The organism is Comamonas suwonensis, assembly GCF_012844455.2.
In the GTDB taxonomy this organism is placed as follows: domain Bacteria; phylum Pseudomonadota; class Gammaproteobacteria; order Burkholderiales; family Burkholderiaceae_C; genus Comamonas; species Comamonas suwonensis.
Genome location: NZ_JABBCQ020000001.1, coordinates 212,548 through 225,026 on the forward strand (window position 1 = coordinate 212,548; position 12,479 = coordinate 225,026).

The 12,479-nt window shown below is 60.2% G+C and carries 12 protein-coding genes; 6 read left to right on the forward strand and 6 right to left on the reverse strand.

Annotated elements, in window-relative coordinates:
- Nucleotides 1–297 precede the first annotated feature (297 nt).
- The 3 genes from HF327_RS00955 to sucC form a co-directional block, all read right to left on the reverse strand.
- Entirely contained in the window at nt 298–987 is a 690-nt protein-coding gene (locus HF327_RS00955; protein WP_169106457.1) for a TerC family protein, read from the reverse strand.
- 146 nt (nt 988–1,133) lie between these two features.
- The gene (gene sucD / locus HF327_RS00960; RefSeq protein ID WP_099739510.1) at nt 1,134–2,033 is read right to left on the reverse strand and encodes a succinate--CoA ligase subunit alpha; all 900 of its coding nucleotides are present in this window, start codon (nt 2,031–2,033) and stop codon (nt 1,134–1,136) included.
- 20 nt (nt 2,034–2,053) lie between these two features.
- Nucleotides 2,054–3,214, reverse strand: coding sequence for an ADP-forming succinate--CoA ligase subunit beta (gene sucC / locus HF327_RS00965; protein WP_099739512.1), 1,161 nt, complete (start codon nt 3,212–3,214; stop codon nt 2,054–2,056).
- A gap of 482 nt (nt 3,215–3,696) precedes the next feature.
- Between sucC and argC the strand changes: the two genes are divergently transcribed.
- Nucleotides 3,697–4,629 carry an N-acetyl-gamma-glutamyl-phosphate reductase gene (argC, locus tag HF327_RS00970; RefSeq protein WP_169106458.1) on the forward strand — a complete coding sequence of 311 codons (933 nt, stop codon included), beginning with the start codon at nt 3,697–3,699 and terminating at the stop codon, nt 4,627–4,629.
- A gap of 182 nt (nt 4,630–4,811) precedes the next feature.
- Entirely contained in the window at nt 4,812–5,723 is a 912-nt protein-coding gene (gene yddG / locus HF327_RS00975) for an aromatic amino acid DMT transporter YddG (protein WP_169106459.1), read from the forward strand.
- An 86-nt stretch (nt 5,724–5,809) separates the two neighbouring features.
- Here the strand turns inward: yddG and HF327_RS00980 are convergent, their stop codons facing one another.
- The 3 genes from HF327_RS00980 to recA all read right to left on the reverse strand — a co-directional run bounded on the left by HF327_RS00980 (nt 5,810) and on the right by recA (nt 8,349).
- Entirely contained in the window at nt 5,810–6,535 is a 726-nt protein-coding gene (locus HF327_RS00980) for a hypothetical protein (protein ID WP_169106460.1), read from the reverse strand.
- Nucleotides 6,536–6,577: 42 nt separating this feature from the next.
- On the reverse strand, nt 6,578–7,054 hold the full coding sequence (gene recX, locus HF327_RS00985; RefSeq protein WP_169106461.1) for a recombination regulator RecX: 477 nt from the start codon (nt 7,052–7,054) through the stop codon (nt 6,578–6,580).
- Nucleotides 7,055–7,233: 179 nt separating this feature from the next.
- Complete coding sequence (recA, locus tag HF327_RS00990; protein ID WP_169106462.1) at nt 7,234–8,349, reverse strand: recombinase RecA; 1,116 nt, start codon at nt 8,347–8,349, stop codon at nt 7,234–7,236.
- A 137-nt stretch (nt 8,350–8,486) separates the two neighbouring features.
- Here recA and HF327_RS00995 point away from each other — a divergent pair, with 137 nt between their 5' ends.
- The 4 genes from HF327_RS00995 to HF327_RS01010 all read left to right on the forward strand — a co-directional run bounded on the left by HF327_RS00995 (nt 8,487) and on the right by HF327_RS01010 (nt 12,425).
- Nucleotides 8,487–8,978 (forward strand): MarR family winged helix-turn-helix transcriptional regulator, encoded by a 492-nt coding sequence (locus HF327_RS00995; protein WP_169106463.1) that lies wholly within the window; start codon nt 8,487–8,489, stop codon nt 8,976–8,978.
- Between the two features lie 100 nt (nt 8,979–9,078).
- The gene (locus HF327_RS01000; RefSeq protein ID WP_169106464.1) at nt 9,079–9,753 is read left to right on the forward strand and encodes a response regulator; all 675 of its coding nucleotides are present in this window, start codon (nt 9,079–9,081) and stop codon (nt 9,751–9,753) included.
- 82 nt (nt 9,754–9,835) lie between these two features.
- Nucleotides 9,836–11,278: a sensor histidine kinase gene (locus HF327_RS01005; protein ID WP_169106465.1), complete on the forward strand. Its 1,443-nt coding sequence runs from the start codon at nt 9,836–9,838 to the stop codon at nt 11,276–11,278.
- Nucleotides 11,279–11,447: 169 nt separating this feature from the next.
- Nucleotides 11,448–12,425 carry a tripartite tricarboxylate transporter substrate binding protein BugE gene (locus HF327_RS01010; protein WP_169106466.1) on the forward strand — a complete coding sequence of 326 codons (978 nt, stop codon included), beginning with the start codon at nt 11,448–11,450 and terminating at the stop codon, nt 12,423–12,425.
- The last annotated feature ends 54 nt before the right edge of the window (nt 12,426–12,479 follow it).

Sequence of the window (12,479 nt, forward strand, 5' to 3'; positions counted from 1 at the left end):
CAAGCGCGCAGCGAGTTTTGCCGTACAACCACAAGAGGTTGACGACGCAGGCCGCCCGCAGCGAAGCGGAGGGTCGTGGGCAGCAGGGGCCGGCTCTTTGCCTACTTTCTGGCAGCAGAAAGTAGGCCGGCATGGCGGGACGAGACCCGCCCTCAGTCCTTGGCAAAAGCATGTCGTCAAAGCAAACAACGATCAAAATCAGCCTCTAACCTAGTCCCATCAAGCGCAAGAAGCTATCAAAACAAAAGCGCACTGCGTTGCCACAGTGCGCTTGTTTGCATTCCGAACTGCCAGTGTTTAGGCCACAGCTTCCTGCTTGGCTCCGCGGGCCTGCATGAACTTGCCCAGACCAACCACCAGCACAGCACCGGCGGCAGCCGCCACGTAATGCAGCCAGGGGTGAGCCATGGTGTAGCCGTGCAGCAGGTTGTCGTTGACGATGGTTTCACCGCCCACCCAGCCGATCAGCGCTGCACCCAGCGTGATGATGACGGGGAAGCGTTCCATCAGCTTGATCATCAGCGTGGAGCCAAAAACCACCAGCGGGATGGAAATGGCCAGGCCCAGGATCAGCAGAACCATATTGCCCTGCGCAGTGGCGGCCACGGCGATCACGTTGTCCAGGCTCATCACCAGGTCGGCGATCAGGATGGTGCGAATGGCGACCATCATCGAGCCATTGCCCTTGGATTCGCCGTCGCCGTCTTCTTCGCCCGTCAGCAGCTGGTAGCCGATCCACAGCAGCAGCACACCGCCGATAACCTGCAGGAAGGAAAGCTCCAGCAGCTTGGCGGCCACCACTGTCAGCACAATGCGCAGCACCACGGCGGCACCAGAGCCAAACATGATGGCTTTTTTCTGCTGTTCAGGGGGGAGTGAGCGTGCGGCAAGCGCAATCACGACGGCGTTGTCGCCAGAGAGGATGATGTTGATCCAGATGATCTTCACCAGACCGATCCAGAAATCGGCGCTATTGAGAAATTCCATTTGTAACTCCACTGTTTTGAATATGAAAGCGCCGCTTGAGGCGGCGCTTTCTTTTAAGAGTGGAGGCAGTTTAGGGGCCTGAGCCCACTTTGCCAGTTCGTAATACTGCGTAAATTCAACGCAGCATTACGAACTCTGCACAGGGCTTACTTCTTCAGCAGGCCTTGCAGCAGGCGACCCATTTCGGATGGGTTGCGAGTGATGGTGAAACCGCACTCTTCCATGACAGCCAGCTTGGCATCTGCAGTGTCAGCGCCACCGGAGATCAGGGCACCTGCGTGGCCCATGCGCTTGCCGGGAGGCGCCGTCACGCCAGCGATGAAACCGACGATTGGCTTCTTCATATTGGCCTTGCACCACATGGCGGCTTCAGCTTCATCGGGACCACCAATTTCACCGATCATGATCACGGCATCGGTGTCGGGATCGTCGTTGAAAGCGCGCATCACGTCGATGTGCTTCAGGCCGTTGATGGGGTCGCCACCAATACCGACTGCGGACGACTGGCCAATGCCCAGTTCGCTCAGCTGAGCCACGGCTTCGTAAGTCAACGTGCCGGAGCGCGAGACCACGCCGATGCGGCCCTTCTTGTGGATGTGACCGGGCATGATGCCGATCTTGATTTCGTCAGGCGTAATCAGTCCGGGGCAGTTCGGGCCCAGCAGCAGAGTTTCCTTGCCGCCAGCCGCCACCTTGGCGCGCATTTTGTTGCGCACTTCCAGCATGTCGCGCACTGGGATGCCTTCGGTAATGCAGATGGCCAGGTCCAGATCGGCTTCAACCGCTTCCCAGATGGCAGCAGCAGCACCTGCGGGAGGCACATAGATCACGGACACGGTGGCACCAGTTTCCTTGGCGGCGTCTTTGACGGAACCAAAGATTGGGATGTCGAAAATCTTTTCGCCAGCCTTCTTGGGGTTCACACCGGCGACGAAGCAGTTCTTGCCGTTCGCGTATTCCTGGCACTTTTCAGTGTGGAATTGACCAGTCTTGCCAGTAATGCCCTGGGTAATGACTTTGGTGTCTTTATTGATAAAGATCGACATGTGTGTATCTCCGGGGCGTATTACTTAACGGCAGCGACGATTTTTTCAGCCGCTTCAGCCATGGTGTCGGCAGCAATGATGGGCAGACCGGAGTCCGCCAGAATTTGCTTGCCCAGCTGTTCGTTGGTGCCCTTCATGCGCACAACCAGAGGCACGCTCAGGTTCACGGCCTTGCAGGCTGTGACCACGCCGTTGGCAATGGTGTCGCACTTCATGATGCCGCCGAAGATGTTGACCATGATGCCCTTGACTTCAGGGTTCTTGAGCATGATCTTGAAGGCTTCGGTGACCTTCTCGGCCGTAGCGCCGCCGCCCACGTCCAGGAAGTTGGCTGGCTCGCCGCCATACAACTTGATGGTGTCCATGGTGGCCATGGCCAGGCCCGCGCCGTTCACCAGACAACCGATGTTGCCGTCCAGCGAGATGTAGGCCAGATCGAACTTGGAAGCTTCGATTTCAGCAGCGTCTTCTTCGTCCAGGTCACGCAGAGCCACCAGATCGGGGTGACGGAACAGCGCGTTGGGGTCGAAGTTGAACTTCGCATCCAGAGCCATCAGGTTGCCCTTGGAGTCGCAGTTCAGGGGGTTGATTTCCACCAGCGACGCGTCGGTTTCCATGTAGCACTTGTAGATCTTGGCGAAGATGTCTACTGCCTGATCAATGGAAGCACCTTCCAGACCGATGGCTGCTGCCACCTTGCGCGATTGCGCTTCGGTGATGCCGGCCAGCGGGTCGATCATTTCGGTAACGATCTTCTCGGGAGTGGAGTGAGCCACTTCCTCGATGTCCATGCCGCCTTCGCTCGAAGCGATCAGGGCTACCTTCTGTGTCGCGCGGTCGGTCACCAGCGACACATACAGTTCGTTCTTGATTTCGGCGCCATCTTCGATGTACAGGCGGCGAACCTTCTGGCCTTCTGGGCCAGTCTGGTGCGTCACCAGCTGCATGCCCAGAATCTGCTCAGACAGCTTCTGCACGTCGTCGATGGTCTTGGCAACCTTCACACCACCACCCTTGCCGCGGCCACCCGCGTGAATCTGGGCCTTCACGACCCACACGGGGCCACCCAGCTTCTGGGCTGCTTCAACAGCCTCTTGCACTGTGAACGCAGGAATGCCACGGGGAACGGGCACACCAAAATGGCGCAAGATTTCCTTGCCTTGGTATTCATGAATCTTCATGACTTTGTCTCTCTGAACTGAGGGGAAATACCCGCTTGTCACAGACTCTGTAGAGCCTGGCCATCGGGTTCTTATGACATGGCGAGGAGGAATGTACCATGCTGCACCGCGCAAAACGACCCCTCAATATGCGCAGAATCCACAATTTCGCGCATCTTTGTCGCGTTCACGAAATTGCTGCAATGTATTGAATTCGTTGAAAAAATCATCTCTACACGATATTTTTTCTTCCCGCAACTTTCTTATGTCTTATATAAAAGTGAAGGGCCTTGGACCACTCGTGGCGGGCAGGCTGGCAATGTGCTGACAACCGACAATAGTCACAGCATGAACTAGGCCATTTGTGGGTGATTTGCCTAAAACACAGGCAACGCGCATCCCACCTCAGATTCAAGGACAATCGACGCCGGAAAGCGGCAATGGTGCCGCAGGCAGCGGCATGAAAACAATCAAATGCGCGCGCCGGTGCAGGAGAAAATGCAATGGCAAAAGTCTTTATCGACGGTGAAGCAGGGACCACAGGTCTGCAAATCCGTGATCGTCTGGTGGATTTCGCAGGTGTAGAGCTGGTCAGTATCGACCCCGCACTGCGCAAAGACCCTGCCGCCAAACGCGCCCTGATTGCCGGTGTCGATCTGGTCATTCTGTGCCTGCACGACGATGCAGCCCGCGAAACCGCCGTCATGGTGGACTCCATCACCTCAGAGACCGGCCGCGCCATCAAGATCATTGATGCATCGACCGCCCACCGCACGGCCCCCGACTGGGTCTACGGCTTCCCCGAACTGCGCGCAGGCCAGCTCGACGCGGTGAAAACCGCCACCCGCGTCTCCAACCCCGGCTGCTACGCCACAGGTGCCATCGCCCTGCTGGCACCGCTGGTGGCTGCGGGCCTGATTCCTGCGGACTTCCCTGTCAGCCTGCCTTCCGTGTCAGGCTACTCCGGCGGTGGCCGTCCCATGATCGAAGCCTATGAGGCTGGCAACGCTGCGCCTTACGAGGCTTATGCACTGGGCCTGTCGCACAAGCACATCCCCGAAATCCTGCACTACACCGGCATGACACGCCGCCCCGTGTTCATCCCCGCCGTGAGCAACTTTGCCCAAGGCATGCTGGTGCAACTGCCGCTGCACCTCGACCTGCTGCCCGGCGCGCCCAAAGCGGCCGACCTGCACGACGCACTGGCCAGCCACTACGCCGCCACCAACACGCCCGCCAACTGGGTCAGCGTGCTGCCCCCGACAGACGACAACAAGCTGGCCGCTGACACCCTGGCCAATACCAACAAGCTGGAGCTGCGCGTGTTTGCCAATGAGCAATACCGCCAAGCCGTGCTGATTGCGCGTCTGGACAATCTGGGCAAGGGTGCCAGCGGCGCTGCTGTGCAGAACTTGCAGATCATGCTGGGCCTGTAAGCGACCCACCGCAGTAAAAGAACGGCCCGCATGGGCCGTTTTTTTCGTCTACGCTTTGCTTTCTGAAACCAGAGCAGCCAGCGCACATTGATGGCTATATTTATGTAAAAAATGGCACGAAATCAAGTCAATATAAGCGCAAGCAGCTATGCATTCAGGAGTGAGCTCTGGAGCACGCAGGCATGACCCAGACTGACACCACAGACAAAGCCACGCTGATCGGCCTGCTGGCCGTGCTCTGCTGGAGCTGCACCATAGGCCTGATGCGCGCCGTGGCCGAGCCACTGGGCGCAGTGGGCGGTGCCGCAGCGCTCTACACCACAGCCGCCCTCTGCATTGCCGTGGCGCGCGGGCGCAAAGGCTGGCGTGAAGTGGCCCGCTGGCGCGAGATGCACCCGGTTTATCTCTGGGGCTGCGGCGCACTGTTTGTGATTTATGAAATCTGCCTGTCCGTCGCCGTGGGGCTGGCTCATGATCGCAGTCAGGCCATGGAAATCGGCGTGATCAACTACCTCTGGCCCAGCCTCACCATCGCGCTGGCCGTGCTCTGTCGCCAGCAATTAGCGCGTTGGTGGCTGTGGCCCGGCCTGCTGATTTGTCTGTGGGGTCTGGCCCGGGTGCTGGGTGGCGACCACTTCAGCCTGCCCACGCTGTGGACTCATGTGCAAGGCAACCCGCTGGCCTACGGCATGGCCTTTGCCGCCGCCCTGCTCTGGCCCACCTATTCGCTGCTGGCACGCCGCTATGGCGCAGGCTTTAACGCCGTGGGCTTGTTTGTAACCGGCACGGCCTTGGTCTTGTGGCTGCAATGGTTCAGGCTGGATGCTGCACCCGCCATGCAATGGTCATGGACGGCTGGTGCGCAGCTGTTCATGGCCGGCGCGCTGACGGCGCTGGGCTATAGCTGCTGGGAACACGGTATTCAGCACGGCAAGCTGGCCGTGCTGGCGGCCGCCTCGTATTTCACGCCCGTGCTGTCGGCCTTGATGGCCAGTTTGCTGCTGCAAGTGCTGCCGGGCTGGAGCTTCTGGCAAGGCGTGGCGCTGGTGACGCTGGGGTCGTTGATCTGCTGGTGGGCGACGCGCAGTCAATAAGAAAGACCTGGGCATCAAAAAGGCATCAAGCGCTTGATGGAATGCCGCTAGCAGCTACCCAATCAGGAGCAACTCTGATGCAACAGCTACGCCGTCAGCCAGATGCCTACGCCCAGCACCACGACATGCACGCCCATCAGAACCCACAGCAACGTCCACGATGGCTCGGCCATGTCTTCCAGCAATCCGTGCACCTTGTCGCTCAGAAAAGCGCGCAGCGCCGGGTCGCCCTTGCTGGCCTCGGTGCCCCACTCGGCACGGGTCTGGCCCCATTCGTCCATCAAGTCAGACAGCGGCAGGCGGTTGAGCACGGTGCGCACCACCCACTGCACGGCTCGGCCGTCGCCAATCCACGGTTTCAGGTGCTCCATGGCAGCGCTCATGGTCAGCAGGTCGGCCGTTTTGTGCATGGCCTTGTGTGCGCTGGGCATTGATTCCACGCGCTGCGCCAGCATCTCGGCCAGCCGCTGCGACAGGCCCTGGCCGTAACGCGCTACCAGCTTGCCCGTGGCGCGAGCCCGCCCGATCTGCAGGCCGACAAAGACATAGGCCGGAATGATGAACACCAGCAGCAAGGCCACTACCAGCGACGGTGAAAACAGCAGGGTAATAAAGGCCCCCGCGCCACCCGCATGGGCCGCTGCGGGCATGCCCGGCCCGTTCAGCCGCGTGAAGTAGAACGCGGTCGTGGTGCAGCCCAGCACGAGGGCCAAAGCCAGGCCGAGCAGCAAGCCGCCCAGCAGGGATTTACCGGCACTCAGGCCAACGCGCAGGGCGGATGGGGAGTCTGTATTCGAGGCGGCAGTGGGCATGCGGGGGGTCCTTTGCATCACAAAGTCAAATGGGTGGCTGAATCAATCAGCGGCATCACCTTCGTCGAAGTCTGAGTATGGTGCCTCTCGCAAAACCCGCGAAGCCACGCCTGAGGAAAAGCCTCGCGACGCCATAAAGCGCAGTTGTTTGGCTTTTTCCTTGATATCGGCAGGCGGTGTGCCAAAGCGCTTGCACCACAGCTCGCGGGCGCGCTCCAGCTCGGTGTCGCGCAACTGCTCGCTGGCGTTGCGCACCATTTCATCGTCCAGGCCTTTGCTGCGCAACTCCTGCACCAGCCGCGCCGTGCCAAAACGGCTGGCCTTGCTGTGAATGACGGAGTCCACCACCCGCTGCTCGCTGATGAAGCCGCGCGTTTCCAGCTCATCCAGAGTGGCGCGCAGATCGTCACCCTCTTCCACATGTGGTGCCAGCTTGCGCTGCAATTCCAGCCGCGAATGCTCGCGCTGGCTGAGCAGCTTCAAGGCGCGACCTTTGAGCGAGAGCCTGGCAAAGCTCATGAACACATCTCCACAACAAAAAAGCGCAGGGGATACCTGCGCAAAGATGGCAAACTTTTCAAAACTGGCGCGACCCAGGCGAGGGACAGCTAGCAAGAGACGCCCCCAGCGGAGCTGTCGTCCCCCTCTCGTTGCGCGCAGCGCTTAGAGCGAGGGACGACGCGCCGCGCTTCAGGGGATCAGCTGATCACGCCGTCTTCATCCACGGCTGCATTCTTGTCAGCCTTCTTGCCCTTGGCAGGCTTGGCCGCTTCTTCGCCCGCAGCACCAGGCAGCGGGGCAATGCCCAGACCGTCGCGCACCTTGTTTTCAATTTCAAAGGCCAGTGCGGGATTTTCACGCAGGAATTCACGCGAGTTGTCACGGCCTTGGCCGATTTTTTCGCCGTTGTAGGCGTACCAGGCGCCGCTCTTGTCCAGAATCTTGGCCGTCACGCCCATGTCCAGAATTTCGCCTTCGCGGCTGATACCTTCGCCGAACAGAATGTCGAACTCAGCGGTCTTGAAGGGAGGCGAAACCTTGTTCTTCACGACCTTGACCTTGGTTTCGTTGCCGATGACCTCGTCACCCTTTTTGATGCTGCCGGTGCGGCGAATGTCCAGACGCACAGAGGCGTAGAACTTCAGCGCGTTACCGCCGGTGGTGGTTTCTGGCGAGCCAAACATCACACCGATCTTCATGCGAATCTGGTTGATGAAGATGACCATGCAGTTGGTCTTCTTGATGGTGGCAGTCAGCTTGCGCAGTGCCTGGCTCATCAAACGGGCTTGCAGGCCGGGCAGGGAGTCACCCATTTCGCCTTCGATTTCAGCCTTGGGAGTCAGCGCAGCGACCGAGTCAATGACGATCAGATCCACAGCACCAGAGCGCACCAGGCTGTCGCAAATTTCCAGCGCCTGCTCACCCGTGTCCGGCTGGCTGATCAGCAGATCGTTGAGGTTCACACCCAGCTTCTGGGCGTAACCGGTGTCCAGGGCGTGCTCGGCATCAATAAAGGCACAGGTGCCAGCCTGCTTTTGCATTTCGGCAATGACCTGCAGCGTCAGCGTGGTCTTGCCCGAGGATTCAGGGCCGTAGATTTCAATCACACGGCCACGGGGCAGGCCACCTACGCCCAGAGCGATGTCCAGACCCAGCGATCCGGTGGAAACCACCTGAATGTCCTGAATGGCTTCGCCTTCACCCAGCTTCATGATGGTGCCTTTGCCAAACTGCTTTTCAATCTGGGCGAGGGCCGCTGCCAGCGCTTTGGATTTTTCGCTGTTGGCGTCGTTGGTCTTGGCGATGGCGTTCATTTCAGGCTCCGGATAAGTTGGGTGACTGTCTGTGATTCAAGCTGTTTTTGCATTCAGGCTGGATGCTTGAACAGTAGTTTATGGGCTTGTACTGGCCTTGTGTTCAAATATTTAGTCAGTTTGCCTTACTATTATTCATGAGCGAAATTTCCCCAGTTACCCCTCCTCAAGACGTCTGGCGGCAAACTCATCTGGGCCGTCTGCTGGGCCACGCCATGCGCCGCTTCGATGCGCGCGTGCTGCAACTCATGGCCCGCGATGTGGAAGTGCCGCTGGCGCTCTCCAACCTCGCTGCGCGCGACAAGGTAGGGGCAGCCCATGTCCACATCACGCGGCATCTGTCACTGGCGGGTGACCGCATTACGGATCTGGCCGAGAAGGCCGGCATGACCAAGCAGGCCATGGCCGATCTGGTTCTGCAATGCGAGGCCTGGGGCCTGGTCACGCGCGACATCGACCCGCACGATGCGCGCGCCAAGCGTGTGCGTTTTACCGAGGCCGGTCTGGCCTGGTTGCACGCCTTTCATGCCGCTGTCACCCAGGCTGAAACCGAATTTCGCGAAGCCGTGGGAGATGATGTCGCGACCGTTGTGGCGCTGGGGCTGGAGGCTTATGCCGACGGTTACTGACGCCCGCTGGCAGCTGTCGAAAATTCCGCAAAGCAAGCAGAGCCCGTCTCTACAATGGCTGCAAAAGTGCAACCAGCACAGATAACAGCAGGAGACAGAGATGCGCATACTGATTGCCGAAGACGACCAGGTGCTGGCCGATGGATTGCTGCGCACGCTGCGCAGCTCGGGTGCCGTGGTCAGCCATGTAGCCAATGGCAGCGAGGCCGATACCGCCTTGCTGACCAGCAGCGAATTCGATTTGCTGATTCTGGACCTGGGCCTGCCCAAGGTGCATGGGCTGGAGGTTCTCAGGCGGCTGCGCGGGCGCGGTGATGCATTGCCGGTGCTGATTCTGACAGCCGCCGACTCCATTGAGGAACGGGTACAGGGCCTGGACTATGGCGCCGACGATTACATGGCCAAGCCGTTTGCGTTGTCCGAGCTGGAAGCGCGTGTGCGGGCTCTGACACGGCGCGGCATGGGCGGCGCCAGCTCCACCATCAAGCATGGCCCGCTGGTCTATGACCAGACCGGCCGCGTGGCCACTATCGACGGCAAGATGATCGAGCTGTCGGCGCGCGAGCTGGGCCTGCTGGAGGTGCTGCTGCAGCGCGCGGGCCGTCTGGTCAGCAAGGACCAGCTGGTGGAGCGCCTGTGCGAATGGGGCGAAGAGGTGAGCAACAACGCCATCGAGGTCTATATCCACCGCCTGCGCAAGAAGATCGAGAAGGGGCCGATTCGCATCGCCACCGTACGCGGTCTGGGCTACTGTCTGGAAAAAATCCCTAACTGAACAGACTCATCAATTCATAGCTGCTAGCGCTTATTCAGAAAGGGCTAGAGGCCAAAATGCTTAAAACTACCGAGCAGCCGACTTGAAGATCTTTCAGCGTGAGCAGCGCTCCCTCTTTGGCGAGATCCTCGACTGGATGCTCACGCCCCTGCTGCTGCTGTGGCCCGTCAGTCTGGCGCTGACCTGGCTGGTGGCGCAGGGCCTGGCCAACAAGCCGTTCGACCGTGCGCTGGAGTACAACGCGCAAGCGCTGGCCCAGCTGGTCATCGTGCAGCGCGGCAAGGTACAGTTCAACCTGCCGCAGTCGGCCAGCGAGATTTTGCGCGCCGATGAGTCGGACACCGTGTTCTTTCAGGTCCGCGGCACCAAGAATGAATATCTGGCGGGCGAGCGCGACCTGCCCCGCCCGCCCGTCACGGAGGAAGAGCCGCCCACCGGCACCGTGCTGCTGCGCGACGAAGAATACAAGGGCATAGACCTGCGTGTGGCCTATATCTGGGTGCGCATGCCCCTGCCGGGCGAGCCCAGCGCGCTGGTGCAAGTCGCCGAAACGCGTGAAAAGCGCAGCGTGCTGGCCACGGAAATCATCAAGGGCGTGATGCTGCCGCAGTTCGTCATCCTGCCGTTGGCCGCCCTGCTGGTCTGGCTGGCGCTGGCGCGGGGCATCAAGCCGCTGCACCGGCTGGAGGAGCGCATCAGAGCCCGCAAGCCCGAAGACCTCTCGCCCATCAACCACAAGGATGTGCCGCTGGAGGTGGTGCCGCTGGTCGATTCGGTCAACGATTTGCTGCAGCGGCTCGATGGCTCCATCGTCACGCAAAAGCGCTTTCTGGCCGATGCAGCGCACCAGCTCAAAACCCCGCTGGCAGGTCTGCGCATGCAGGCGGATCTGGCCCAGCGCGAGGGCACGAATACCGAGGATCTGAAGCGTTCGCTGGCACAGATCGGGCGTTCCAGCATGCGCGCCACCCACACCGTCAACCAGCTGCTGGCACTGGCGCGGGCCGAGAGCGCCGTGCCCGCCATGCAGGGCTGCAATCTGGTGCGCATCGTCACCGATGTTTTTCAGGACTGCCTGCCGCGCGCCATGGACAAGCATATTGACCTGGGCTACGAGGGTGCCAGCGCCAGCACGCCCGGCGTCTGGCTCAATGGCAATGCCACGCTGCTGACAGAGCTGGTGCGCAACCTGGTGGACAACGCCATCAATTACACGCCATCGAGCAGCGAACACCCCGGCATGGTCACCGTGCGCGTGCAGGCCGATCACTTTGGTCAGGTGCTGCTGCTGCAGGTGGAGGACAGCGGCCCTGGCGTGCCGCAGTCAGAGCGCGAACTGATTTTTCAGCCCTTTTACCGGGCGCTGGGCACCGAAGCCGATGGCTCAGGACTGGGGCTGCCCATCGTCATGGAAATCGCACGCCAGCATGGTGCGCAGGTGCTGCTGCAAGACACCAGACCCGGCCACACACCGCCGGGTGCGCTGTTTACCGTGCGCTTCAAGGCCATGCCTGGGCAGCGCTGAGCGGCCCTTTATGCGCTCAATTTGCAATGACCTGCATAGCGGAAATTGCGTATTCCGTAACTAAACAGTTACCCTAGAATGAATTTCACTATAGGTTGTACCGTGAGTCAGCGCTAGCGCTCTTCGGATGTAATCAATTTGGAATCACCGGATCCTGGGAACATTTTTCATGCAACGTCGCCATTTCATCTGCTCCGCCACCGCTGCAGCCATCGCCTCTTCTTTCTCCGGCCTGAGCATGGCGCAGGAGGCATCACGCCCACTGCGCATCGTCGTGCCCTTCCCTGCCGGTGGCCCTACCGACATGGTGCCCCGCAACATGCAGGACGTGCTGATCAAGCTGCTGGGCGGCCAGCCCGTGGTGATTGAAAACAAGGCCGGAGCCGGCGGCTCCATCGGCATGGCCGAAGTGGCCCGCACCACCGATGGCGTGACCTTCGGCATCGCCACCCTGTCCACCCATGGCGTGAACCCTGCCGTGTTCAAGAAGCTGCCCTACGACGCGATCAAAGATTTCGTCGGTGTGACCGAGATCGTTAAGGCACCCGGCGTACTGGTGATCAACCCCAAGCTCATCCCCGTCAAGACCTTTGCCGAGTTCGTGGCCTACCTGAAGGCCAACCCCGGCAAGGTGTCCTATGCCACGCCTGGCAACGGCACCATCGGCCATATGTGGGGCGCTCAGTTCCTCAAGAGCACGGGCACCGAGATGCACCACATCCCCTACCGTGGTTCCGCCCCGGCCATCAACGACGTGCTGGGCGGCCAAGTGCCCGTGTATTTCGACCAGGTGAACTCTTCTCTGCCTCACATCAAGTCGGGCAAGGTGCGTGCGCTGGCCGTGTCCTGGCATGAGCGTCTGGATGTGCTGCCCGATGTACAGACCTATGCACAAGCCGGTCACCCTGACCTGAACGAACCATCCTGGTTCGGTCTGGTGGCCCCCAAGAACACGCCCGCCGCGCAAGTGGATCGCGTGCAAAAGGCCATCATTGCTGCACTCAAAGACCCCGCCGTCAAGCAGCGCATGGCTGATCAAGGCCTGTACCCCTCGGGCACATCGAGCTCGGACTTCACCAAGCAGATCGCCAGCGAAGTGACCAAGATGAAGAAGCTGGCTGCAGCCTCGAATATTCAGATGGATTAAAAACAGGAGCGGCTTGCGCTTGTCGCAAGTGCTTTTGACAACAAAAAGGCCTGC